The following is a 23,194-nucleotide window of genomic DNA, read 5'->3' on the forward strand; positions in this document are numbered from 1 at the left end:
ATCCGCCGCTACATCATCTGGCGGAACAAGCACGCCGCCGACGAGCGGCTCCGCGAGGTCATCGACAGGGCGAACGTTGCTTGATGCGGCACTAGCTGCGTCGCCGTACGTTCGTCGTACCGCCGGTAGCCGCCGCGGCCGAGCGCGTCGACACGCTCCTGCCAGTCGGAGTCGGCCATATGGCGGGGATCGCGCAGCCCCGCCTCTTTCAGTTCCCTGGTCGATGCGACGGCGGCGCTGTTGCGGATCCGCGCGCTGAGCAGACAGGCCAGGACTAGTGTCTGGTAGAGCGGCTGCGGGGTGTTCTTGAGGCGGATGCCCGCATCCTCGGCATAGGTGTGACCGTAGGACGTGAGCAGCTCCTTGATCACCTTCTGCTGAGCGGGCATGGCACGGCCCTCCTCGTCTCACCCTGGCTTGCTCGTCTCACCCCGGCCTCAGTGGATCGTGTCCCAGGGTCATCAGCTGGTGGCGACGGCTCTCGTCGTCGGCCTTGGGTTCGTTCTCGATGTCGCTCTGTGCCGCGACCGTGTCCACGACCTGGTACATGACCTGGATGTCGGCATCCGTCAGGTCTGTACGCCGCTTCTGCAGGATCGCGAGGACGTGCTGCCCGAGGGGGTCGCCCGCCTGGTCCGGCAGGGGTTCGGTGTCCTCGTCCGCCTCGCTGACCCTGAGCCAGGCGCTCAGCTCCTGCGAGGTCATGTTCACCACGCTGTGGAACTCGTCCCACAGCGCGTCGAGTTCGAGTGCATCGGTCATCCGGGCTCCTCGGGTGGGTGCGTGACGGCCGGTGGTGGGGGTCTGCTCGGTCCCCGGGACTGGCTCCGTTTGGTCCCCGGACTCGGGTCTACGACCGCAGCGGCGAGTCCTCGGCCTGGAACATCCAGTGCTGCTTCTCGAGCGTGGCCGTGATGCCGATCAGGAGGTCCTGCGTGACGAGGTCCGCCTGCTCGGTGGCCGCGATGTGCTCGCGAAGCCGTCCGATCGCCGTGCCGAGCGCGTCGACGAGCAGCTCCACGACCTCCGTGTCCTTCATCCATCCGTCCTTCGCAGCGGGCAGGGCACTGGCCGTTGCGACGGTCTCGGGACGGCCGTCGGGGGCGACGCCCAGCGCGGCCGCGCGCTCCGCCACGGCGTCCGCGTACGACCGGGCCGAGTCGACCACCTCGTCCAGCTGCAGGTGGATGCTTCGGAAGCGCGGGCCGACGATGTTCCAGTGGGCCTGCTTCGCTGTGAGGGACAGCCCGAGCAGATCCACGAGTGTGCTCTGCAGTGCCTCCCCGGTGATCTTGAGTGCCGTGTCGGGGAGCGTGCTCTTCACAACGGCCATTCTCTCCATCTCCTTCGGGCGTACGACTCAGACGCTCGGGTGCCCGGAGGATGCGGGAGAAAACAGGAGCGTGTCTGAGGAAGCAGCACCCGGCCGGAAAGCGGTGGCGGCACCTGTCCGGAAATCTTGCAAGCTGGACGGCGGGCCGTTTGGGCCTGTCGGCCGGTGGCACCCGGGGTCGCAGGGAGGAACCCCATGACCGTTCGCAAGACGACTGTGCTCGTTCTCGACTGCGCTGAGCCGGAGCGGCTCGCGGACTTCTACGCCGGCCTCCTCGGCGGTACGGCGAGGCTGGGGCGGGACCCCGACTACGTGGAGGTGGCCGGGCAGGACGGCGTCTTCCTCGCCGTGCACCGGGACCACGGGTACGCGCCACCGACCTGGCCGCGCCCCGAGGACTCGCAGCAGGCGCATCTGCGCATTCTGGTCGAGCACGGCGACATGGACGCGGCCGAGCGCGAGGCGATCGGCCTCGGCGCCCGGCCCGTCGAGACCAGGGACAACGGCGGCCCCTGGGACGAACGCACCTGGCACTCGTTCTCGCTGGCGGTACGTACGTGAGGCTGCGGCGAGGTCGCGACTCAGCGAAAGGGTCATTTCCGACAGAATCGGGCACTTTTCTAGGGTGGCGGCGACTGCCGGGACGGTGACTCGTTGTCGGCAGCCACTCGGACACGCACCGTGACAGGCGCTGGAAAGGCACGGTACAGCCGCTGCCTTCAGGGAGAGCGCGGCAGGTGCCGAGGACACGCGGCACCTTCCGAGCCCCTGAGGGCGCCCTCGAAAGGAGCGGACCGTGAGCAGTACTTCCGGAAAGAGGATCGTGGTCACCGGAGCCACCGGAAACCTCGGCACCAGCCTGCTGCAGAGCCTCGCCGAGGACGAGACGGTCGACTCCGTGCTGGGGCTCGCGCGCCGGGTGCCCGACTGGACGCCCCCCAAGACCGAGTGGGCGTCGGCGGACGTGGCGAAGGAGGAGACCGACCTCGCCCAGCACTTCCGCGGAGCGGATGCGGTCGTCCATCTGGCCTGGCAGTTCCAGCCCGCGCGCGACCCCGCGGCGACATGGCGTACGAACGTCCTGGGCAGCGTGCGCGTGTTCCAGGCCGTCGCGGCCGCGGGTGTCCCGGTGCTGGTCCACGCCTCGTCGGTCGGTGCCTACTCGCCCAAGCCGAAGGACGGCGCCGTGGACGAGTCCTGGTCCACGCACGGCTGGCCCGAGGCGGCGTACTGCCGTGAAAAGGCCTATCTCGAGCGGACACTCGACGCCTTCGAGCCGGAGAACCCCGCAATCCGCGTGGTCCGCCTGCGGCCCGCGTTCATGTTCAAGCAGGAGTCGGCGAGCGAGCAGCGCCGCCTGTTCGCGGGCCGGTTCATGCCCGGGCAGCTGGCCCGGCCGGAGCTGCTGCCGGTCGTACCGGACGTGGCGGGCCTGCGGTTCCAGGCCCTGCACACCGAGGACGCGGCACGTGCCTGCCGACTGACCCTGAGCCGCACCGTGCAGGGCGCCTTCAACCTGGCCGCGGAACCGCCGATCGACGCCATGGTGCTCGCCGAGCTGTTCCACGCCCGGGTGGTACGGGTGCCGACCCGCGCGGCGCGGTCCGCACTGGCCGCCGCCTGGGGGCTGCACCTGGTGCCGGCGTCACCGCAGCTGTTCGACGCCGTGATCAGGCTGCCGCTGATGGACTGCTCACGGGCGCGGGACGAACTGGGCTGGCGGCCCGAGCACACCGCGATCGAGGCTCTCGAGGAACTGCTGCGCGGGATGCGCAGGGGTGCCGGTATGCCGACGCCTCCGCTCGCGGGGAGCAGGACAGCGTGACGCACCCGGGGAGGCAGGGCAGCGTGACGCTCGCGGGGAGCGAGGCCGCGTGACGTGAAATCGGGCAGGCGGCACGGTAGAACGCAGGGGTAGCACGGCAGACAGCAACCCACCGCAGACCGCAGGGAGCAACGGAACTCATGGCGAAGATCCTTTTCGTGGTCACCGGCTCGGACCACTGGACGCTGGCCGACGGCACCCGGCACCCGACCGGCTTCTGGGCCGAGGAGGCCGTCGTCCCGTACGAGGCCTTCAAGAACGCGGAACACGCGATCACGGTCGCCACGCCCGGCGGCATCGTGCCGACCGTCGACCAGGCGAGCCTGGCCCCCGAGTTCAACGGAGGCCAGGAGGGAGCCGACCGCATCGCAAAGGGCCTTGAGTCCTTCACCGAACTCCAGGGTCCGGTGAGCATCGAGGACGTCGACCTGGACGAGTACGACGCCGTCTACATCCCAGGAGGCCATGGCCCCATGGAGGACCTGGCCGTCGACGCCGACTCGGGCGCGCTGCTCACCCGGGCACTGGGCTCGGGCAAGCCCCTCGCCGTCGTCTGCCACGGCCCCTCCGCGCTGCTGGCGGCCCGGAACCCCGACGGCACCTCGCCCTTCGCGGGCTACCGCCTGACCGCCTTCACCAACGCGGAGGAGACGCAGGGCGGGCTTGCGGACAGGGCGAAGTGGCTGCTGCAGGACCGCCTCGTCGAGATCGGCGCCGACTTCCAGGAGGGCGAGCCCTGGGCCCCGTTCGTGGTCGTGGACCGCAATCTGTTCACGGGCCAGAACCCGGCGTCGTCCGCCCCGCTGGCGGCGGAGGTGCTCAAGGCGCTGGGCTGATCCGGCTGAGCCTCTCGTTGGGCTGAGCCGCGGTCCGGCGGGGCGGTACGGCGTAGTGGGCATCACGTCGGGTGCCCCTTACGCGCCAGGAATAGCCGGGCATAGCATCGGTGTCCGCATGGACACGATCACGCTCTGGCACATCACCCCGTGGGAGTTCGCCGCGCTCGCGGCGGCGGCCGCGCTCGTCGGCTTCTCCAAGACCGCGGTGAGCGGTGCCAACACCGTCAGCCTCGCCATCTTCGCCGCCGTACTGCCCGCCCGCGGTTCGACCGGTGTGCTCCTGCCGCTCCTCATGGTCGGCGACGTGCTCGCCGTACTCACCTACCGGCGGCACGCCCACTGGCCGACCCTGTGGCGGCTGTTCCCGGCCGTCATCGCAGGGGTCCTGGTCGGCACGCTGTTCCTGATGTGGGCGGGCGACGGAGCGGTGCGTACGTCGATCGGCGCGATTCTGCTGCTGATGGCGGCCGTCACCGTATGGCGGCGACGCAGTGCCACCGAGGCGGCGCCGGAGGAGGTGACGATGCGGGCGGGCCGCGTCAAGGCCCGCTCCTACGGTGTCCTCGGCGGATTCACGACGATGGTCGCCAACGCGGGCGGCCCGGTCATGTCGATGTATCTCCTTTCCGCAGGCTTCCGGAAGCTCAGTTTCCTGGGCACGTCTGCGTGGTTCTTCCTGATCGTCAACGCCTCGAAGGTGCCCTTCAGCGTCGGTCTCGGCCTCATCGACGGCCACTCGCTGCTGCTGGACGCCGCCCTGGCCCTGTTCGTCCTCCCCGGCGCATACCTCGGCAGGCTCACCGTCCACCGCATCAACCAGCGCGTCTTCGAGCAACTCGTGATCGCGGCGACCGTGGTGGGCGGGGTGCAGCTGCTGCTGCGGTGAGGAGGCGCGGGGCGCTTCGCGCGTGCTGCGCGCTTCGGGCGTGCTGCGCGCCGGTCGGGTCGGGCGTACTGGGCGTGGCGGGGGCGTCGGAGGTGCGTGCGGGCTGAGCCCGCGACTGGGCCCGCGTGCCGCCCCGCCACGCCGTCCCCGTACGCTCGACGGCATGTCTGCGCACGTCCTGGTCCTCGGCGGCACGACCGAGGCCCGCGAGCTCGCGGCCGAGTTGGCGGCGCGCCCGGGGGTACGGGTCACCACATCGCTGGCCGGGCGGGTGTCCCGGCCGGGCGCGCTCCCGGGCGACGTGCGCATCGGGGGCTTCGGCGGCCCCGACGGCCTGGCGACGTGGCTGCGCGAGCACGGCGTGGACGCCGTCGTCGACGCCACGCATCCGTTCGCCGCCACCATCAGCGCGCATGCCGCACGTGCCGCGACCGCCACCGGCGTACCGGCCGTTCTCCTGCGCCGACCGGGCTGGGAGGCAGGCCCAGGCGACCGCTGGCACGAGGCCGCGACACTCGCCGAAGCGGCGGCCCTGCTGCCGGGCCTCGGCCGGCGCGTCTTCCTGACCACCGGCCGCCTGGGCCTCGCGGCCTTCGCGCACCTGGACGACCTCGATTTCCTCGTACGGTCGGTGGAGGCGCCCGAGCCGCCCCTGCCGCGCCGGACCCGGATCGTGCTCGCCCGCGGCCCGTTCACGGCAGACGGCGAGGCCGCGCTGATGCGCGATCACCGCATCGACGTCCTGGTCACGAAGGACAGCGGTGGCGCAGCCACGGCCCCCAAGCTTGCGGCCGCCCGCGCACTCGCCGTCCCCGTCGTCATCGTCCGGCGGCCCCCCGCGCCGGACGGGGTGGTCGTGGTCCCGGATGTCGCGACGGCGCTTTCCCGGCTCGGGCTGGCCGGCTGACGCTCCGCTCCACAGTCGGCCGGGCTCCAGGAACCTGGCGTGTCAGGGCCCTGACGCGCCAGGCGTCCTAGTGCCCCACGGCTCCTGTCACCGCTGATCCCGCGGCCGCCTGCGGAGCAGATACGTGTCCATGATCCAGCCCTTGCGCTCCCGGGCCTCCGCGCGCACCCTCGTGATGCGCGGCGCCGCCTCGCCGAGCGGCCCGGATATGAGGATCTCGTCGGGCGTGCCGATGTAGGCGCCCCAGTAGATGTCGATGTCGTCGTCCGCGTACTTCTGGAACGCCTGGTGGGCATCCAGCATCACGACGACGTCGTCGACGCCCTCGGGGAGACCCTGCGCCAGCCTCCGGCCCGTCGTGATCTGTACCGGCCCGGCGACCCGGTTGAGCCCGGTCCGGTGCCTGGCGGCCAGCGCCGAGACACTGCTGATGCCAGGCACGACGTCGTACGTGAAGCTCACCGAGCCGCGCTCCAGGATCTCCTCCAGGATGCCCAGCGTGCTGTCGTAGAGCGCCGGGTCGCCCCACACGAGGAAGGCACCGCTCTCGTCCTCGCCCAGCTCGCGGGTGATCAGATCCTCGTAGATGTCGGCACGACGGCTGCGCCAGTCCCCGACGGCGGGGGAGTAGGCCGCACCGCCGGCGGCCCGGTCGCGGTCTGGATCGCGCGCCTCGACCAGGCGGTACGCCCCATCCGGTATGTGTACGTCGAGAATGTCACGGCGAAGCTGGACGAGGTCCGACTTCTCCTCGCCCTTGTCCAGAATGAAGAACACGTCGGTGCTCTTCAGCGTCTTGACCGCCTGAAGGGTCAATTGGTCGGGATCGCCCGCCCCGATGCCGATGACATGAATCTTTCGCACGCCCCGAGTCTGCCCCACGCCACTGACAGCCGACGCACCGCCCGGCCCGTCAGGGGCGATCGGTGACGGGCCCGCATCGGCCGCCGCCTCCCGACCGGGGCTTGTTTACTCACTCACCCACGCCCTGCCCCGCCGCCTTCCCGCTCACCTCCACGCAACAGCGGTGCCCAGGCCTCCGCGTCGATGGCCGACTCCTCGCGCTCCACGACAGTCGCCAACTTCCCTGCCCACAGAACAAGTTCCGATACAGCGATCCCGTACGGCCGGTCCCGTCGCGATGCCGAGCGCCAGTCCTCGATGCCTGCCGCGCCGCGCCGCAGCAGCCGGGCCCCGCCCGTCGCGTTACCGCGTGCCGCATGCGTGAGCCCCACAGCGAGCTGTGCCAGCCCTCGCCACAGCGCGCGTTCCTCCGCCGGGCCCGACTTCCAGGCGTCCTCGAACACCTCGTGGGCGTGGAACGGCCTGCCCGCGTCCAGCAGCGACTGTGCCTCGGCGACCGTCTCGCGGGGGTCGCGCGGCACCCCTTCAGGCTGCCGGGCGACCCCCTCCGCCCCGTAGGGCAAGGGCCGTCCGAGACCGTCCCGCGGCCTCGCATTACGTGCGCGGCCCTCCGCGTCACGGTCCCGTCCGCCGCCCGCGCCGACCCGTGGTGCTGTGCTCATACGGAGATTGTCGCGCGCACCACAGCTGCAGTCACGCCCCGGCCCGGCCTGCCCCCGACGACGCCACACCACCTCCGCCAGGCCGAGGCCCACCTCGCGGTCTCCGGTCGCCCGGCAAACATGCCCTCGCTGCCCGCAGATCGCCGAGTACCGCGTACCGGCTTCGGAGCACCCTCTGACGTGAGGTAATGTTCTTTCTGCGCGATCACGCGGAACACCCGCGGGAAGCGCACCGGGACGTGGCGCAGCTTGGTAGCGCACTTGACTGGGGGTCAAGGGGTCGCAGGTTCAAATCCTGTCGTCCCGACAGAGATGTCGGAAGTTTCCGCAGGTGAGGGGCGCTCTTCGGAGCGCCCCTCACGCGTGAGTGGGAGCAATGTGGGAGCCCTCTTCCGCTCCCTGTGCTCCCATCGCTCCCAGCCGCCGTTGACGGCGTCAATTTATGTTGACCACCTATCGCCCGATCCGGTCGAGTTGGCCGTGCTCCCAGAGCGACGGGCCTGCTGCTCCCAGCTTTTACTGGTCAAGGGGTCGGGATGCTCCCAGCCCTTCAAATGGGGTCGGGTGAAGGGGCGACCCCATGTCCGATTTCGGTGTCCCCTTGTCTGCGAGGGCTCCATGTCTGGGTGGGCAATTCATCAAGAAGTTGAACGCGGTTCCGGGGCGCTGCGCAGGTCGGAGGGGTTGCCAACGAGGTGCTGGTGCTCTACTGCGTCCCCTTGTCAGAGGGGGAGCGGCGGTAAGCGGCGATTACGGGTTGAAGGGAGCGGTTGCCAACCATGCCTTGGTGCGCGCAGGCGCCCTCGTTAGTGCACCGCGCCGCCGGGCATACGAGCGCAGCCTCAAGTTCTCGGTCGAGGTCGTGTGGTCGTCTCCAGCTGCCGCCGATCGACCGGCGATGACGTGGCGCTTGAAGTCCTCGTGCGTGACTGCTCCCAGCTGTACGCGCATCCCCAGGGCTGTGCGTGCCGACAACCCCCGTCACCCTATGCGACCTGTGCGTATTCGTGGATGAGGCCGCCGATGCGGTCGCGCCGGATGACACGTGATGGGTCGTCGATGGCGGGCGGTTCGGGCGCGCCGACACCGTCGGGGCATCCCTGCCCGAGTGATCGGTGAGGTCGATGTTCGTTGTGGTGGCCGGCGTACTCGTCGACGACGAGGCGCAGGTGCCGCTTTCCGGTGATCAGGATGCGGTCGGTGGCCTCGCGTCGGCATGATCCCACCCAGCGCTCGGCGATTGCGTTCATCCGGGGCACGCCCGGCTGGATGGGCACCACCCGGGCGCCGATGGTGGTGAAGACTGCATCGAAGCCCTCGGTGAAGTAGCCGGCGTTGTCTCGGATCAGGTACCGGATGCCGACGGTGCGCATGTCGTCCAGACTCATGAGGAGGTTTCTGGCGCACTGGGTGGCCGACGCGGCGGTGACGTGTCGGGTGACGCCGGCGATGTGGACGCGACGGGTGCCGTGGTCGATGAAGAACAGGACGAACAGGCGCCGCAGGAAAATCGTGTCTACGTGGAAGACGTCGACGGCGAGGATGCCCGTGGCCTGAGCCTTGAGGAAGCGGGTCCAGGAGCCGGCCGGCGCGCTGGGGCGCCGCGTCGATCCCAGCCTGCTTCAGGATCTCCCAAACGGTGGAGGCGGCGACCTTCCATCCCAGGTTGAGCAGTTCGCCATGGATCCGCCGGTACCCCCACCTGTCGTTCTCCCCCGCCAGGCGCAGTACCAGAGCCCGCAAGGCAGCGGACTTGCGTGGCCGCCCCGGCCCCCGATGCGGATACGTCCATTTCCGCTTCACCAGTCTGGCGTGCCAGCGCAGGACCGTGCTCGGGGTCACCAACAGTTTCAAGCTGAGGCGCTGACCCTTGCTCAGCAGGCGAACGAGGGCGGCGATCACCGCCCGGTCGCCGGGGGCGAACGCCGGCTTCGGCCTACCGCGTTCGAGGACGCTCAGCTGATGGCGCAGCACCAGTATCTCGAGATCCTTGGACGCGGAGGACCGTGACAGGAGGCGCAGTCAGCCGAGTAGGAGGCAGCCGAATCGGTAGACCAGACGGAACGTCACGACTACCAAGCGTGCGTCGACGGACTCGCGAACACCCTCAATGTGATCCCTTCGTGACCCTGATGCCGCAGCTCAGCATAGGTGACAGGGTTGTCGGCACCCACAGGGCGTGGAGTGGATTACCTGCGGCCGCGGCTGTACCGGCGCCTGCCACCGCTGGGCCCGAGCACGGCGAAGCCGACAATCCAGAGGACCAGCAGGACGGCCGCGACCCACCACAGGATCTGCATGGTGAAGCCGAACCCGTAGACCACCAGGATCAGCAGAAGGAGAAGAATCCAGAGCATCGCCGGGCCTCCGGATCGCGGGGATTTCCTTGATTCCGCGGGGTCCGGGCGAAGCGGGAAGGTGGAATGCTGCGGCCGAATGATCCGGAGTGGCATAGCCCTACGCCGTGCTGCCAGTCAACGCCCGCAACGCCCCTTGTCAACGCAGTGTCGACACTGAGGAGTTCTGGGAGCTGGGCAGGAGCCGCCGTGGCGAACGGAGTCTCGGCGGGGGCTTCGGTCGGCTCGGTCGGCGGCGACGGCAGGATGTGGTCCTCCCACCAGGACAGCCCCAGCACGGTGGCGAGCAGGACGAAGGGGGCCGAAGCGGGAACGATCAGCGCGTACATGTGTACCGCCTGTTGTGGGATGCGTGCGACGCGGCGGGCAGCAGATCGGTGCCCGCTTGGGACGCATCGGCGCGCGCCGGGATCGCGTGACGATGGGCGCGTGCGGGAACGGCCTCGCTCGTGACGCGGCGGGTTCCGGCACCGATGCACAGGGTGCGCCCTCTGGGGAGCGCGTTGGCGGTGCGACGCTGCCGGGGGCAGGGGCGGCATGTCGCACGCTAGCCCTCGCCGCAGTTCCCCGACAGGTGTCAAGTAGCCATCCATGCCGGGCAGGACGCGCTGACGTCGCACGGTATCCGCAACCCTTGGGCCGGACTACGCTGTGGGGTGAGCCCCAGTCCCCGGTTCGATGCTGTGTCCCGCTCCCGGGGAGGTCCGCCGTGTTCGTCCTGCTCCTCATCCTCATCGTGGTCCTGTTCGGCTTCGGCTTTCTCAATCCCATCTGGTGGGTGGCCACGGCGGTGTTGGTCTACGGCGCCACCCGCTACGGCCGCGATCGTGGCGGAGGCCGGAGCCGTAGCGGCAGTTCCGATCTCGGGGACTACCGGGACTACCAGGAGCGCCGGAATCGTCAGGAACGCTGGGACCGCCGCTACAGCCGTCAGAACCGGGCGCGCTGGCGGCGCGAGGACCGTCGGGACCACGAACACCGCGGGTGACCCGTGACGTGGCCCGGTAGCCACGGGTTCCGGGACGGCTTCAGCCAGCCCGGACGTGTCGAGATCGTTAAGACGTATATGCCATGCCACGCACAAGCCTGATCCAAGAGGAGTGGAGCGATCTGCGGGCCGAGGCCACGTGGGGGAAGGCGCCGGCGGGACAGGACGTCGTCGCACTGCGCTCCGAGAACGATCAGCTGCGGCGGGCGCTGGCCGCCCGTGCGGTCATCGACCAGGCCCGCGGCATGGTGATGGTCCTGACCCCCTGCCGCCGCGGGGCGGCAGGGACTTGGTGAAGCAGGCCCCTTCGATCGGCGCCGACGAGGTGCTGCCCGCCGAGCAGGAGGAAGCGATCTTCAAGCACCACGGACTGGCCTACAAGCCCGGTGCGGCCGGCGAACGGCAACTGGCGCGCCGCTGACCACCTACGGACAGGATGACTGCCCTGTGAGGTACGGACCATGCACCAGGTGACCCCGCCCCATGAAGAACAGCGGCTGTTGAGGACTGTGCCTTCAGCGGGGGATGCGGCTCTGCTGGCCGAGGTCGTGGAACTACGCGCCAGGAACGAGCAGTTGGGCCGCGCCCTGGCGAGCCGTGCAGTGATCGACCAGGCGTGCGGCATGGTGATGGCCCTGGCGCCGTGTTCCAGCGACCGGGCCTGGGACCTCCTGGTGGACGTGTCGCAGCACTGCAACATCAAGCTCCGTGACGTGGCTGCGGCTCTGGCCGCCACGACGAAGGACCGGACGCTCCCGGAACCGATACAGCGGGAGCTGCGCCGGGCGCTGCGGCGCCTCCATGCGGCGGACCGGAGATGACGGCGCACGCGCCCAGCGGACGGCACCGGAAGCTGTGAGCTCAACTCTCCGGTGCCTTCGTCCAGGACGGCCGTCGGACGCGTCTGTTGTGTAGCCCGCCTCGTGGACCTCAAACACCGGTCGTGCGGTTCCTCGTCCGTTCCGCCTGATGACTGCTTCGCTGTCGACACTTCGCTGGAAGGCATGACAGGCCCACCGGCCCTCCACGCTCTCCGCTTCACATCCCCTGTAGGCAGCCGCAGTTGCCCCTGTTTGAAAGCGGGCTGCCCGGGAACTCGTCCGATGTGCTTCAGACCGTCAGACCGGAGGCACGCCCGTGGGGGCAGCTGTCGCTGCTCCCCAGCGTGCTGCGGTCCGACGGCTCCCACGGTGAGCGACGCCACCGATCAGGGAGACACGTGCCCATGCCGTACGCACGCACGCAGAGCCCACGAAGCACATACCCCTACGACGACGCCCCGGACACCGATGCTGCGTTCCGCCGTATCGCCACCCTGCCGGACGGCCCGGAGAGGACCGCGCTGCGGCGGGAGGTGGTGTGCGCCTGGGGGCCGATGGCCGTACGGCTCGCCCGGCGCTTCCGTCACCGCGGCGAGTCCTTCGAAGATCTCAAGCAGGTCGCCCAACTCGGCCTGATCAAGGCGGTAACCCGCTTTGACCCGAGCCTTGGCAACGCCTTCCAGAGCTTTGCCATACCGACGATCCTGGGCGAAGTGAAACGGCACTTCCGTGACCACCTCTGGGGTGTGCACGTACCGCGACGCGTACAGGAGTTGCGCAGCCAGGTCCGCTCCGCCGGGAATGAGTGCGCTTCGCTCTACGGCCGCGAACCCTCCGTCCACGAGATCGCCACGCACGCCGGCCTCACCGAGGCGGAGGTGCGGCTGGGCGAGGGGGCGCTGGAGAGCTTCACCTCCCTGTCCCTGGATGCCGTACCCGGCCGCTCCGAGCACAGCCACCCGTTGACCGACACTCTCGGTGGCACGGAGCCCCGTTTCGACCTGATCGTCAACTGTGAGGCGCTCCGCCCGCTGCTGCGGGCACTGCCCGAACGCGAACGGCAGATCCTCTACATGCGGTTCTTCTGTGAGATGACGCAGAACCGCATCGCCCTGCAGCTCGGTCTCTCGCAAATGCACGTCTCCCGGCTGATCATCCGCACCTGTGCGCGCCTGCGCGACCAGGTGATGGCCGAGGCCCACGATCGGAGGAGGGCAGTGTGACGACGTCCCGGGTGCACGGGCGGCGCCGGACTGCGAGGGGGCGGTGTATCCGGCCATCCCCTGTCGCCGGCAGTGCCCTGCGTAACCCCTCTCCGGGAGAGGCACGCTGCGACGAGCAAGCAGGCCAACCAGGCCATGCACCACCCAGCAGTGGTTACGCACCGGAACAACCGTGCCGGAGACGTCCAACTGCGTATCGCCGACGCCATCACCAAGTTCGCCGGTTCGATGCCGTTCGTCATGGAAGCGATCTTCCTCTCAACGTTCGTCATGATCGGCCAGAACCGGCAGGCGGCCTTGCAGCAGACTCCACCGCCGTCTGATCGAGGACGGTGCAGAGCAGTAGCGGGCCCCAGCAACGGCGTGGGTCAGGACCCCAGACCGGCGAGGGGTTCCGAGTCGTTGATGAAGGCACGGGCCACGTCGGCCAGGCGCCGATTGTGAGCGCGGGCGTAACCACGCAGCGCGGTGAACGCCTGCTCCATGTCGATGCCCTGACGTTCGGCGAGCTTCCCCTTGGCCTGTTCGATCAGCACCCGGCTGTTCAGCGCCGTCTGCAGCTGCTCGTTGAGCACCGTGCTGCGGTGGGCGGTGCGTTGTTGCAGCAGGCTGATGGTGGCGACGTCGGCCAGCGCCTGGGCGACGAGTGTGGCGGCCGGATCGAAGGGGCCGGGCGCGGCGCGGAAAAGGTTCAGGGCGCCCACGGTCTCGTCCCGCAGGCGCATGGGCAGGGCCTGGACGGCCCGGAATCCGCTGCGGTGGGCCACCGTGACGAAGCGCGGCCAGCGATCGACCTCCCGGGTTAGGTCGTGGATGATCACCGGTACGCCGGTGCGGAAGCACTCGAGGCAGGGGCCTTCGTCGTTTTGGAGCTGGAAGAGCTCCAGCAGGCGCACCTGTTCGTCGGAGGCCGCCATGACCCGAAGTTTGCCGTCCCGGTCGGCGAGCAGCACCCCGGCGGCGCTCGCATCGAGCATGCCGACGCAGCGGTCGGTCAGCAGGCGCAGGAAATCGATGAGGTCGAAGTCGGCGACGAGGTTGTCGGCCAGCTCGACGAAGGTCTTGGCCAGAAGCTGTTGATCCATCGTGGGCACCCTCGATTGAGACTAGTCCCTGCCCGAAGGGGCGGGAAGTATGGCACGTTCCTCGGCCGGCACCGATACGTCAGGTTTCCTCCTCGGCCTGATCCGGCTTCGCGTCCGGGGAGAAACGAAGCCGATGGGCCACCACGTCCGCGGCCACGTCGGCGAGCCGGCGTCCCTGCACATAGGCGTAGGCGCGAAGCCGGACGAAGGCTTCTTCGATGCCGACTCCGAGTTGAACGGTCAGGATGCCGCTGGCCTGGTCGATTTCCGCCCGGTACGCGCCCAGGTCCTCGAAGCTGCGGTCCGGCATCGGCCCGCCGGTCGGCGCGCCCGTCTCGTCGATCCTTGCATCGAGCAGGAGCAGTGTCGCGAGATCGGCGAACGCCAGTGCGTCGGCCAGTTCCTCCGTGTCCAGTACGGTCGGAACATTGGCGTACAGGTCCAGAACTCCCGGGCTGATCGCCCCCATCTGCAGGGGGAGCGAGAACACCGCACGGGCTCCGGCTTCCAGGGCCGCGTCGGCGAACACGGCCCAGTGATCCTGCAGTTCAGTGGTGAGCAGATCGGGTGTCAGGACGGCCGAGCCGCGTGCAAAGGCATCCACGCAAGGCCCCTCAACCAGCATGAGCTGGAGCTCTTCCAGCTGCTCGCTGATGTCGTCGGTGCTGCACAGCGGATGGCTCGCCCCTGTCCGGGACATCGCCGACAGCCCGGCCCCGCCGACCGGCAGCGCGGCCACCGCCGCGGTGCACACGTCCACCACACCGACCCGGGCACCTCGTCGGACTGCCTGTTCGACCACCAGCATCTGAATGCGGGCCGACCGGCTGTCAGGCCCCACCCGAGCCACCGCCTCCAGGCATCGCGACGAGGCCCTCCAGCCTCGCCGTGGTCCGTTCCCCGAGGGGAAATACCAGTGCGCGGAACATGGTGGAGCCGGCCGGCCTCCGAAGCTCTCCGATGTGCAGCCACCCCCAGGAGCGAAGCGCAGCGAGGGTTGGGCGATCAGCCCGGTCCACCAAGGTGGCGCCGAGCGATGCCTGGTGGTCGGTCAGCAGCCGCTCCTGCAAACGACGGGCGAGCCCCGGTCCTGCGGGCCCGGCCGGATCATGATGTCGGCGAACGCGAAGACGCTGCCGGACACTGTGAGTTGCTCGATGCTGCGCGGCAATGGTCCTTTGAAGCCGAGCCACCAGGAGCCGTCGCCGCGTACCGGGAATCCGAAGGCGCATCCCAACAGGCTGTCCGTCCCGGCGATCACCATGGCGAACCCGGTCGGCGCATGTCCGTGGTGAGACGGTCCAAGAAGTTCTGGCGGCTGGGACGGCGGTATGGATCACCCGGCGCCGTTGCGCGGGACTCCACATACAGATCCGCCAGATCTTCACGCAGGCTGTCCACCAGCCAGCGGTTCACCCGACGCAACTTGCACCGGAGCCGTAGCGGACGGCTCGCCGCCTCCCGGCTTCCGTGACTGCCCGCGCCCGAATTCGGCCTTCACCGCGCATCGCCCGAGAGAACAGCCACGAGCGGGACAGAGCCGTGCGGCGGGGCTGGAGCGGGCGTGGCCGGGGTGTCCCCGAGAGGAGGTGGCAGGTGGTCGAACGGAAGCCCGAGGAGCAGGAACCCGCAGTCGGCGAGGTCGAGAATCCGAGCCAGGGTCGTCGGCGGATGGTGCAGTCGCAGGGTCCCTCCGACCACGGTGGTCTGTTGCGCAGCGCGGAGGAATGCGTTGAGTCCGCTGCAGTCGCAGAAGGTGACGGGGGTGAGGTCGACGTCGATGGTGCGGATACCGTCCCGCAGGCACCGTTCCAGGGACACGCGCACCACCGGCGCGGATTCGAGGTCGATCTCACCGGCCAGGGTGATCAGCGCCCGTTTCCTTCGGTCATGGCGGTAGACGGTGAGCTGTGGCAGGGGCATGACGCCTCGGTTTCGGAAGACCATCCGGCAGCGGGCGCGGTGGTGCCGGAGTCCCGGCCCTCTGGGCGCGCTCCCGGCAGGGGCGTATTTTCGGCGGAGGCAGAGCAACGGCCGGTCCGACAGCCTGCGCAGCAGGACAGAGGACCCACCCAGTTCCCTCCAGGGATGCGCCGGGTGACAGACGAAGAGTCCGCACCCCGCAGCCATCTTTGTTCAGCATCTCGGCCTGCCCGCGATTCACCGGCGCAGGCGGATCGCGTTCAGGAGGGCCGGCTCATCAACTCCCTTCCTCGGCGTCGCCGTTCCGGCCCGGTCCAGCACAGGAGCACGCGATCGGAGCCGGTGTCCGCGAGGAGCCGTGCGGTCTGCGGGGACGGGTGGTGCAGCCGCAGGGACGCATGGGTCTCGGCGGCGTGCCGCGACGCGTAGAGGAAGACGCGCAGGCCGCTGCCGTCGCAGAGGCCGACCGTGGTCAGGTCGACGTCGATGGTGGTGATGTCGTCACCCAGGCACCGCTCCAGAGCGGTCCGCACCTGGGGCGCGGTGGCCGGGCCGACCTCACCGGCCAGGGTGATCAGTGCTCGCCTGCCCCGGTCGTGCCGGTAGATGTTCAGCTGCGGAAGAGTCATGACGCCTCGGTTCATGGGTCCCGGCCGCTCCTCGCGCGGTCCATGGCCCGGGTGTAGGTTCCCGGGCGCACGCGTCGGTACGAGCCGAGTCGACGATCCGTGCGCGAGGCCGGTGACGGAAACCGGCTGGTCACCTGTGGTGAGTGGTACGGCTGCGGCGGCGGCGCGGCGGGAAGCGGCCACGGCCCCCGTCGCGGTGGTCCCGTCGTTCGCCGGCGGTCGGCGACTCGGACCGGTCCTGTTCCACCGGGGGCTGCGGCGTGCCGCGGCCGCGGCGGCCGGGCAGGGCGACGCTGTACCGGCGCACGGCGATTCTGTCGGCGTGCTGGATGTTGAGCCGGTGGATCACGTATGCCGCCGCTGCGATGAGAACCACGAAGGCGGCGGATGTCAGGAAGGCGTTCATGGCAGCCACCTCACATGCCGACGATCAGGCGACTGGTCTGACTGGTTCGGCGGGTCTGTTCCGGAACGGCCGCGGACACCGAGGAGGAGCCGCCTTCGTACTCCCATGCCTCGTCCGGGTCCAGTCGCTCGTCGGTCGCGGAGACGCCGTGCCGGGCCTCGTCCGCGGCGATGAGCGCGCTCGCGGTCAACGGCGGGCCGTCGTAGTCGGACGCGGCGGCCATGAGCCGGGCCGCCGACGCCGCCGCGCTCTCGGGCGGGATGACCAGGAGATCCCAGCGGCCGGTGCCGTAGGAGAGCAACAGCAGCTTGTGCGGGTCGATTTCCGGGGTGAACCAGCCGACCTTGACGATGTGGTCGTCCACGGGAACTTTGCGGGGGATGACCGGCCAGTACTTCGGGTTGACGGCGATGCGGGTGATGCGGCCCCACAAGGAGTCCAACACGTCGGTCAGTGCCGGCAGTTCGCTCAACAGATCCCGGGAGCGGGGCCACCAGGCACCGTCCAGGAGTCCGCGGGACGTGCCGTCGGTCTTCAATGCGAGACGCGCGGCCGGGGGTGCGACGGGCTCGTGGTGCGGCAGGGTTGGGTGCAAGGTCACCGACATGATGCGGACCTGTCTCCGGGCCGTCTCTGCGGCGGCCCGGGTTTCATCGTTCGCCGAGAACGACCCGGCGTGGAAGCCGGTGTGCGAAATGCTCTCGGTGCTGTCCACACTACTCTGTGCTCCGCCGCAGCGCGGACCAGCGGCCGCCTAGAGCTGGAGCAGCCGCTGGGTGATCTCCCGATACTGCCTCAGCGCGTGCCGGAGTTCGTCGGACTGTGTCTCGGGGGCCTGCTCCTGCCAGCCGGCGCGGAGGAGACGCCGCCGTTCCGCGAGGGCGTTCACGAGCTGGGCGGTGGCTTCGTCGTAGGCGCTCTCGGCTTCTTCCAGTGCCTCGCGCGGGGTGTCGGCGAAGGTGTTGAGGGCGTGCCGGAGGCGTAGGACGATCTTGTCCCGTTCGGCCGACGGGAGCAGCGGCTCCGGGCCCGGGGTGCGGCGTTCGGCGGGGCCCCGGGTTTGGCCCGCGGGCTGCTGGGCGCGTGTCTGGTCGTACATCATCGAGTGCCGCTTTCGTTGCGCCTGAAGGCGTCCTTGGTCTTCTCGACGGCCTGTTTCAGGCTTCCGGAGACCCGGTCGATCCTGCCTCGGCGCTGCAGTCGCCTGTTGCGGGTGACCCGGCCGAACTCTTCCGTGATCCTGCCCTTCATCGTCTGCGCCTTGTTCCTGATCGTCCGTTCAACGGTCATGGCCGGCCTCGCTGGTGTCCGGTAGGTGGGTTCCCGCGGGGTCTGGGCGAGGCGGGAAGGCGGAATGCTTCGCTGTCTGTTCCGGAGTGGCATGGCCCTGCGTGCCGCCAGTCAACGTCGGGCGACGGTCCGTGTCAACGCGGTGGCCGCGCGATCCGGCCCGCCTCGTTTCGGAGCGTGCGGGAGTACGGTGGAGGAAACGAGGACTCTTCGTATGCCGGTGTCCGAACCGGCCCCGTCCTCACGACTCCCATCACAGGGGCAGCCCGTGACCCCGGCCGCGCCACCCGCACCGAGGCCGAGGAGCCCCGTATGTCGTTCAGTTCCACCACGTCCACGACGGCGATTCCGTCGGACACCGCCCCGCCGCCCCCGGGCTATGACGGGACGTCCCCCTTCCCGCCGGACGGCCCGGTGCCCGCGCGCGACGGCGGGGAGCGGCTGTACGTCGCGGTGACGGCGGTGATCGTCGTCCTGCCGTTCGTGGCGCTCGGCCTGGCCGGCTGGCTGCTGTGGGGGCGCCTCATCCATCCCGCCGACATCCTGCTGGCCGTCGTTCTCTACACGGTCACCGGTCTCGGCGTCACGGTCGGCTTCCACCGCGGTCTCACCCACGGCGGCTACCGGGCCGTCCGCCCCGTGCGCATCGCACTCGCGGTGGCCGGTTCGATGAGTTTCCAGGGCGATGTCATCGGCTGGGTCGCCACCCACCGCCGTCACCACGCCTTCACGGACCGGCCCGGCGACCCGCACTCCCCGTACCGCTACGGCACGCATCTGCGCGGCCAGTTGCGCGGGCTGCTGCACGCCCATGTCGGCTGGCTGTTCCGCAACGAGCGTACGCCGGCGGAGCGTTACGCCCCCGATCTGCTGGCCGACCGCGACATCCGTGCCGTCGCCCGTGCCTTCCCGATGCTGTGCGTCCTCACCCTCGCGCTGCCGTTCGCGGCGGGTTGGGCGATCGGCGGTACCTGGATATCCGGCGTGACCGCCCTGCTGTGGGCGGGACTTGCACGGATCGCGTTGCTCCACCACGTGACGTGGAGTGTGAACTCGCTGTGCCACATGATCGGCGAACGCCCGTTCCGTACCAGGCGCCACGACCGGGCCACCAACCTGTGGCCGCTGGCCCTGCTCTCTTTCGGGGAGAGCTGGCACAACCTCCACCACGCCGACCCCACCAGTGCCCGGCACGGCGTCGACCGCGGCCAGATCGACCCGTCGGCCGCGGTCATCCGCCTCCTCGAACGCCTCGGCTGGGTGTACGAGGTGCGCTGGCCGACGCCGGCCCGTGTCGCAGACCGTCGTGCCTGACGTCAACCACTCATAGGTGTACGGCAATTGGCAGGAGCCTTCATGACCACCGCACTGCAACCCCCGCTTCCCTCCCACCCCGTCCTCCGCCTGCGCCTGGCCCCCCACGGCGGTCTGCCCCGGCCCATCGACGGCGCGTGGTGGCCTCGTTCGTACGACCTGCTCGCGGAACTCCCGCGACTGCTCGCCGGTTTGCCGCGTGCGTGGGGCCACATCAGTAGCGTTACCGTCAACGGGGCGAAGTGGTCCGCGACGCCCGGCCGGATGCTCGTCTTCAACCAGGTCGTACGACTACGCAGGACCCTGGCGGCATCCGCCCCGCACACGGTCGTCCTGCTCGCCCCCGGCCGGGGCCGCCGGGACCTGCTGGTCGTGCCGCCGGATACGACCGAGGAGGCCGCGGAACCGCTCATGGCGGCCGCGGCAAGTGGTCACGTCTGATCCGGCCCACCACGGACTCCTGCCCGGCGAATCATCAGGGCGCTGACGACCAGGGCGGCGACGACCAGGGCGGCGACGACGACCGTCATATCCCCACCACCAGTCGGTCGGGCCGGCCGGCGGCGGCCTCGTACGACGAGGAAGTGTCGTCGGCCTGTTCCGCCGTCATGAGGGCGGTCGCCGTCATCGGCGGGCCGGCGCTCGCGCTCGCGGCGGCCATCAGCCGGGCGGCCGAGGGGGCGCTGGCCTCCGGGGGGATCACCAGGAGGTCCCAGCGGCCTGCGGTGTAGGACAGCAGCAGGATCTTGTGCGGATCCAGCTCCGAGGTGAACCAACCGACCTTCACCACATGGCCGTTGACGAAGATCCTGGGCGGGATGATCGGCCAGTAGCGAGGGTTGACGGCGATACGGGTGATCCGCCCCCACAGCGGATCCAGCACGTCGGCCAGAGTGGAGAGCTCGCTCGTCAGGTCACGTGAATGAGGCCACCAGGCGCCGTCCAGTTCGACAGGCCCTCCGGAAGGGCTCACGGATTTCAGCGCGAGGCGCGCGGTCGGGGCCCTGAAGGGCACGGCCTGTAGCGGGGGATGGTCGGTGGTCGCGGACATCGCGCGAACCTGTCTCCGGCCCCTGCGCGTGGGCAGTGGTCCGGTGTCGTCGCTCACCAGGAACGACACCGGCATCGGGGCCGGTGTGCGAAGTGCTCCCGATGACGTCACGCTACTCCCCAAAGAGGCCGAACGGACCGCTCGTGGACGTAGGCTCACTTCGGCCGGCGCTCGTCCTCCGAGAAGCGGCTGGTCTCCAGCCAGGACCGCGCCGGTTCGGCCGCGCGGGTGGTGTCCACGGTGAGCTCGAGGCGGGTGTGCCGCGTGAAAACCTCGGTTGAGGTCGCTGATCAGGTCCTTTTCCTGGCCGGCGAGAGCAGCCGTGAGGCGATCGACCGGTGTACGTCCAGCTCCCCGGCGATCTCCTGGATGCTCAGGCCGTCGATCGCCGTGCCGGCAAACTGCAGGGTGCGCAGACTGCGGGCGAGCGTCTGGGTTTCAGCGGCGCGACGGGACTCCGCCATGCGTCGAAGCCTAGGACTGATGGTTGTGCCGGCTGATCCTGGTCATACGCGGAGCGCCTCTCTGCCAAGACTCGACAGTGCGCTGGCGAGTTGCTCCATCAAGTGCTCGTGCGCTGCGGCGGGGTTCGCCTGGAGTGCGAGGAAGGCGCCGTCGAAGCCTGCGAGTGCGAAGTCGACGGTGCCGTCGGCCACCTGCTCGGCCTGCTCGGGGGCGATGGTGGTGAAGGCGTGGGTGATCAGAGCGTGGAGGTTGGAGCGCCCGTGTGCTCGTACTCGTTCGATGATCTCGGTCGTCTCCGGGGTGTCGCTGCTCAGGAGTAGCAGCACGAACAACCGCAGGAACTCCGGGTGGTCGACGAACGCGGCACTGGCGGCGCCGAGGGCGCGGCGCATGTACACCTCGGGTGTGTCGCCCGGGTCTGGTTCAGGTGTGGTGACACTTGCGAAGAAGCGGTCGGCCCCGCGCTCCATGACGGCGGCGAGGATGCCCAGCTTGGATTTGAAGTGCCAGTAGATCGAGCTGTTGGGCAGCCCTGACTCTCGGGCGATGTCGGCGATGCTCGTGCCGTCGAATCCGCGGATCGACATCATCCGCGAGGCGGCATCGAGGATCTCATCACGCGAGCGCTCGCCCTGGAGCAGGCGCTTGTTGCGGCGTCCGGCGGTTGTGGTCGGCATACCCACATCCTATCTGGATCGTTCACTCCAGACCCTTGACAGCCTCTTTTGGGCCACTTCTAATGGCCCACGTACTTCTGTCTGGAACCTTCATTACAGAACCGAGGCATCCATGCGTCCTCATGATTACGACACCGACGTCGCGATCATCGGTTACGGCCCTTCGGGCGTCGCCGCGGCCAACGCGCTCGGCACGCTCGGCATCAACGCGATCGCGTTCGAGCGCGAACGCGACATCTACAGCCGTGCCCGCGCCGTGACAGTCAACGACTGGACGATGCGTCTCTTCCAGCAGATCGGCCTCGACGAGCGCGTCAAGGCCGACATGGATCCCACTCTCGCCCTGCGCTGGGTCACCTACGACGGCACCGAGCTGCTGCACCTGCCGTTCCCGCCGGGGCAGCTCGGCCACGCGACGGCGTACGCGATCTACCAGCCCACCATGGAGCAGGCCCTTCGCGACGGGGCCGCGCGGTTCGGCGACAAGATCCGGGTCGAGTACGGCGTCGAGGTGACCGACGTGGCTCAGGACACCGACGGCGTCGCGGTCACCGTCCGTAACCTCACCACCGGTGAGTCCTCCACGATGCGAGCCCGGTACGCCCTCGCCTGCCATGGCGGCGAAACCGCGACCCGCGAGCGCCTGGGCGTCAACCTTGTCGGCGACACCCTGGATGTCCGCTGGGTCGTCATCGACGGCAAGGTGAAGCGCTGGTGGCCCAACCGCCACATCCTCACCTTCTGGTCCGACAAGGAGCGCCCCGTCGTGGACATCGCGCTCGGTCGCGACAACCATCGCTGGGAGATCCCGCTCAGGCCCGGGGAGACCGACGCGGACTTCGCCACCCACGAGGATCTCTGGCCGCTGCTGGAGTCGCTCGGGGTCTCGCGCGACGACATCGACATCCACGGCCATGCCTTCTACAGCCACCACATCCGCTCCGCGGAGTCGTGGCGCATCGGCGAGCGCGTCTTCCTGCTCGGCGACGCCGCTCACCTGATGCCGCCGTGGGCCGGGTCGGGCATGCAGTCAGGCATCCGCGACGCGTTCAACATCGCGTGGAAGCTCGCCGGCGTGCTCGGCGGCTCGCTCCCGGCCTCGATCCTCGACTCCTACGAGGCGGAGCGCCGCCCCAACGTCGACTTCTACACCGAGGTCTCGGTACAGCTGGGCCGCATCATCAAGCAGGAGCTCACCGAGGAGGAGCAGGCCGCTCTGGCCGCGCAGTCAGAGGAACTGCCGCCGCTGCTCTGGCCGCCGTTCTACGTCGCCGGCTGGTTCACGGGTGGCGCGACCCCCGACAGCGCGGTCGGGAAGATGATCCCGCAGCCGCGAGCCGCCACCGTCAACGGCCTCATCGGCCGGCTCGACGATCTGCTCGGCAACGACTTCGTCGTACTCGGCGACAACATCGACCCGGCGACCGTGTTGTCAGCCGAGGAAAAGGCCGGCTGGGACGCCATCGGCGCGCGCTACCTCACCGTTCGCGCCGCCGACCAGGGCACCGAGCGTCCCGACGAGATCGTCGACATCGACGGCACCCTCATCGGCTGGCTGCGCGAGCGCGCCGCCCGCGTGGTCGTCGTACGCCCCGACCGCTTCGTGGCCGCAGCCGACCCCACCGGCCTCTCCGTTCCCGCCTGACCGC

Annotated in this window: 30 protein-coding genes, 1 tRNA gene and 3 pseudogenes; 15 read left to right on the forward strand and 19 right to left on the reverse strand. The window is 69.6% G+C overall.

What is annotated here, in order from left to right:
- Positions 1-84, forward strand: a pseudogene (locus ABT009_RS41185) (transposase); the annotation flags it as partial.
- 8 nt (positions 85-92) lie between these two features.
- On the opposite strand, the pseudogene ABT009_RS41190 reads toward ABT009_RS41185, so the two are convergent.
- The 3 genes and pseudogenes from ABT009_RS41190 to ABT009_RS41200 all read right to left on the reverse strand — a co-directional run.
- Positions 93-389 (reverse strand): annotated as a pseudogene (locus tag ABT009_RS41190) (endonuclease); the annotation flags it as partial.
- A 37-nt stretch (positions 390-426) separates the two neighbouring features.
- Positions 427-762: a DUF3140 domain-containing protein gene (locus ABT009_RS41195; RefSeq protein WP_351306752.1), complete on the reverse strand. Its 336-nt coding sequence runs from the start codon at positions 760-762 to the stop codon at positions 427-429.
- An 88-nt stretch (positions 763-850) separates the two neighbouring features.
- Positions 851-1,333 (reverse strand): Dps family protein, encoded by a 483-nt coding sequence (locus tag ABT009_RS41200; RefSeq protein WP_351306754.1) that lies wholly within the window; start codon positions 1,331-1,333, stop codon positions 851-853.
- 195 nt (positions 1,334-1,528) lie between these two features.
- On the opposite strand from ABT009_RS41200, the gene ABT009_RS41205 reads away from it, so the two are divergent.
- The 5 genes from ABT009_RS41205 to ABT009_RS41225 all read left to right on the forward strand — a co-directional run bounded on the left by ABT009_RS41205 (position 1,529) and on the right by ABT009_RS41225 (position 5,790).
- Positions 1,529-1,894, forward strand: a complete 366-nt coding sequence (locus ABT009_RS41205) for a VOC family protein (protein ID WP_351306756.1) — start codon at positions 1,529-1,531, stop codon at positions 1,892-1,894.
- A gap of 235 nt (positions 1,895-2,129) precedes the next feature.
- A complete protein-coding gene (locus ABT009_RS41210) occupies positions 2,130-3,158 on the forward strand; it encodes an NAD-dependent epimerase/dehydratase family protein (RefSeq protein WP_351306758.1) in 1,029 nt (342 codons plus the stop codon).
- Between the two features lie 140 nt (positions 3,159-3,298).
- Positions 3,299-3,994, forward strand: coding sequence for a type 1 glutamine amidotransferase domain-containing protein (locus ABT009_RS41215; RefSeq protein WP_351306759.1), 696 nt, complete (start codon positions 3,299-3,301; stop codon positions 3,992-3,994).
- Positions 3,995-4,112: 118 nt separating this feature from the next.
- A complete protein-coding gene (locus ABT009_RS41220) occupies positions 4,113-4,883 on the forward strand; it encodes a sulfite exporter TauE/SafE family protein (protein WP_351306760.1) in 771 nt (256 codons plus the stop codon).
- A gap of 163 nt (positions 4,884-5,046) precedes the next feature.
- Positions 5,047-5,790 carry a cobalt-precorrin-6A reductase gene (locus ABT009_RS41225; protein ID WP_351306762.1) on the forward strand — a complete coding sequence of 248 codons (744 nt, stop codon included), beginning with the start codon at positions 5,047-5,049 and terminating at the stop codon, positions 5,788-5,790.
- 87 nt (positions 5,791-5,877) lie between these two features.
- Here the strand turns inward: ABT009_RS41225 and cobF are convergent, their stop codons facing one another.
- Positions 5,878-6,654 (reverse strand): precorrin-6A synthase (deacetylating), encoded by a 777-nt coding sequence (gene cobF / locus ABT009_RS41230; protein ID WP_351306764.1) that lies wholly within the window; start codon positions 6,652-6,654, stop codon positions 5,878-5,880.
- A gap of 113 nt (positions 6,655-6,767) precedes the next feature.
- On the reverse strand, positions 6,768-7,316 hold the full coding sequence (locus ABT009_RS41235; RefSeq protein WP_351306766.1) for a DUF309 domain-containing protein: 549 nt from the start codon (positions 7,314-7,316) through the stop codon (positions 6,768-6,770).
- Between the two features lie 233 nt (positions 7,317-7,549).
- Between ABT009_RS41235 and ABT009_RS41240 the strand changes: the two genes are divergently transcribed.
- Positions 7,550-7,623: transfer RNA gene (locus ABT009_RS41240), tRNA-Pro, on the forward strand.
- A gap of 679 nt (positions 7,624-8,302) precedes the next feature.
- On the opposite strand, the gene ABT009_RS41245 is transcribed toward ABT009_RS41240, so the two are convergent.
- Entirely contained in the window at positions 8,303-8,704 is a 402-nt protein-coding gene (locus tag ABT009_RS41245; protein WP_351306768.1) for an integrase core domain-containing protein, read from the reverse strand.
- An 801-nt stretch (positions 8,705-9,505) separates the two neighbouring features.
- Entirely contained in the window at positions 9,506-9,673 is a 168-nt protein-coding gene (locus tag ABT009_RS41250; protein WP_351306770.1) for a hydrophobic protein, read from the reverse strand.
- Positions 9,674-10,382: 709 nt separating this feature from the next.
- On the opposite strand from ABT009_RS41250, the gene ABT009_RS41255 reads away from it, so the two are divergent.
- The 5 genes and pseudogenes from ABT009_RS41255 (at position 10,383) to ABT009_RS41275 (ending at position 12,705) form a co-directional block, all read left to right on the forward strand.
- Positions 10,383-10,661, forward strand: a complete 279-nt coding sequence (locus ABT009_RS41255) for a hypothetical protein (protein WP_351306772.1) — start codon at positions 10,383-10,385, stop codon at positions 10,659-10,661.
- Between the two features lie 83 nt (positions 10,662-10,744).
- Entirely contained in the window at positions 10,745-10,957 is a 213-nt protein-coding gene (locus tag ABT009_RS41260) for an ANTAR domain-containing protein (RefSeq protein WP_351306856.1), read from the forward strand.
- A pseudogene (locus ABT009_RS41265) lies at positions 10,948-11,082 on the forward strand (PRC-barrel domain containing protein); the annotation flags it as partial. The gene ABT009_RS41260 and the pseudogene ABT009_RS41265, both read left to right, overlap by 10 nt.
- A 40-nt stretch (positions 11,083-11,122) precedes the next feature.
- A complete protein-coding gene (locus ABT009_RS41270) occupies positions 11,123-11,482 on the forward strand; it encodes an ANTAR domain-containing protein (protein WP_351306774.1) in 360 nt (119 codons plus the stop codon).
- A 404-nt stretch (positions 11,483-11,886) separates the two neighbouring features.
- Positions 11,887-12,705: a SigB/SigF/SigG family RNA polymerase sigma factor gene (locus ABT009_RS41275; RefSeq protein WP_351306776.1), complete on the forward strand. Its 819-nt coding sequence runs from the start codon at positions 11,887-11,889 to the stop codon at positions 12,703-12,705.
- 368 nt (positions 12,706-13,073) lie between these two features.
- Here the strand turns inward: ABT009_RS41275 and ABT009_RS41280 are convergent, their stop codons facing one another.
- The 9 genes from ABT009_RS41280 to ABT009_RS41320 form a co-directional block, all read right to left on the reverse strand.
- Positions 13,074-13,790, reverse strand: a complete 717-nt coding sequence (locus tag ABT009_RS41280) for a GAF and ANTAR domain-containing protein (RefSeq protein ID WP_351306778.1) — start codon at positions 13,788-13,790, stop codon at positions 13,074-13,076.
- A gap of 79 nt (positions 13,791-13,869) precedes the next feature.
- The gene (locus tag ABT009_RS41285) at positions 13,870-14,598 is read right to left on the reverse strand and encodes an ANTAR domain-containing protein (protein WP_351306780.1); all 729 of its coding nucleotides are present in this window, start codon (positions 14,596-14,598) and stop codon (positions 13,870-13,872) included.
- A gap of 243 nt (positions 14,599-14,841) precedes the next feature.
- Complete coding sequence (locus ABT009_RS41290; protein ID WP_351306782.1) at positions 14,842-15,054, reverse strand: hypothetical protein; 213 nt, start codon at positions 15,052-15,054, stop codon at positions 14,842-14,844.
- A 233-nt stretch (positions 15,055-15,287) separates the two neighbouring features.
- Positions 15,288-15,713, reverse strand: coding sequence for an STAS domain-containing protein (locus ABT009_RS41295; RefSeq protein ID WP_351306784.1), 426 nt, complete (start codon positions 15,711-15,713; stop codon positions 15,288-15,290).
- Between the two features lie 260 nt (positions 15,714-15,973).
- Positions 15,974-16,357, reverse strand: a complete 384-nt coding sequence (locus ABT009_RS41300) for an STAS domain-containing protein (protein ID WP_351306786.1) — start codon at positions 16,355-16,357, stop codon at positions 15,974-15,976.
- 115 nt (positions 16,358-16,472) lie between these two features.
- Complete coding sequence (locus tag ABT009_RS41305) at positions 16,473-16,748, reverse strand: hypothetical protein (RefSeq protein ID WP_351306788.1); 276 nt, start codon at positions 16,746-16,748, stop codon at positions 16,473-16,475.
- Between the two features lie 10 nt (positions 16,749-16,758).
- A complete protein-coding gene (locus ABT009_RS41310; RefSeq protein WP_351306790.1) occupies positions 16,759-17,463 on the reverse strand; it encodes a DUF5994 family protein in 705 nt (234 codons plus the stop codon).
- 39 nt (positions 17,464-17,502) lie between these two features.
- A complete protein-coding gene (locus ABT009_RS41315) occupies positions 17,503-17,850 on the reverse strand; it encodes a hypothetical protein (RefSeq protein ID WP_351306792.1) in 348 nt (115 codons plus the stop codon).
- Entirely contained in the window at positions 17,847-18,038 is a 192-nt protein-coding gene (locus ABT009_RS41320; protein ID WP_351306794.1) for a CsbD family protein, read from the reverse strand. The genes ABT009_RS41315 and ABT009_RS41320 overlap by 4 nt, the downstream gene beginning before the upstream one ends.
- 312 nt (positions 18,039-18,350) lie before the next feature.
- Here ABT009_RS41320 and ABT009_RS41325 point away from each other — a divergent pair, with 312 nt between their 5' ends.
- Together ABT009_RS41325 and ABT009_RS41330 are read left to right on the forward strand one after the other, a co-directional pair.
- Positions 18,351-19,352, forward strand: a complete 1,002-nt coding sequence (locus ABT009_RS41325) for an acyl-CoA desaturase (protein WP_351306796.1) — start codon at positions 18,351-18,353, stop codon at positions 19,350-19,352.
- Between the two features lie 42 nt (positions 19,353-19,394).
- Positions 19,395-19,793, forward strand: coding sequence for a DUF5994 family protein (locus ABT009_RS41330; RefSeq protein WP_351306798.1), 399 nt, complete (start codon positions 19,395-19,397; stop codon positions 19,791-19,793).
- Positions 19,794-19,878: 85 nt separating this feature from the next.
- Here the strand turns inward: ABT009_RS41330 and ABT009_RS41335 are convergent, their stop codons facing one another.
- From ABT009_RS41335 to ABT009_RS41345, 3 genes are all read right to left on the reverse strand, one after another.
- A complete protein-coding gene (locus ABT009_RS41335) occupies positions 19,879-20,403 on the reverse strand; it encodes a DUF5994 family protein (RefSeq protein ID WP_351306799.1) in 525 nt (174 codons plus the stop codon).
- A 290-nt stretch (positions 20,404-20,693) separates the two neighbouring features.
- On the reverse strand, positions 20,694-20,867 hold the full coding sequence (locus tag ABT009_RS41340; RefSeq protein WP_351306801.1) for a hypothetical protein: 174 nt from the start codon (positions 20,865-20,867) through the stop codon (positions 20,694-20,696).
- A gap of 42 nt (positions 20,868-20,909) precedes the next feature.
- Positions 20,910-21,545: a TetR/AcrR family transcriptional regulator gene (locus ABT009_RS41345; RefSeq protein ID WP_351306803.1), complete on the reverse strand. Its 636-nt coding sequence runs from the start codon at positions 21,543-21,545 to the stop codon at positions 20,910-20,912.
- 112 nt (positions 21,546-21,657) lie between these two features.
- Here ABT009_RS41345 and ABT009_RS41350 point away from each other — a divergent pair, with 112 nt between their 5' ends.
- A complete protein-coding gene (locus ABT009_RS41350) occupies positions 21,658-23,190 on the forward strand; it encodes an FAD-dependent monooxygenase (protein ID WP_351306805.1) in 1,533 nt (510 codons plus the stop codon).
- Positions 23,191-23,194 lie beyond the last annotated feature (4 nt).

Origin of the sequence: Streptomyces sp. NPDC002896 (assembly GCF_040295225.1) — a bacterium.
In the GTDB taxonomy this organism is placed as follows: Bacteria; Actinomycetota; Actinomycetes; order Streptomycetales; family Streptomycetaceae; genus Streptomyces.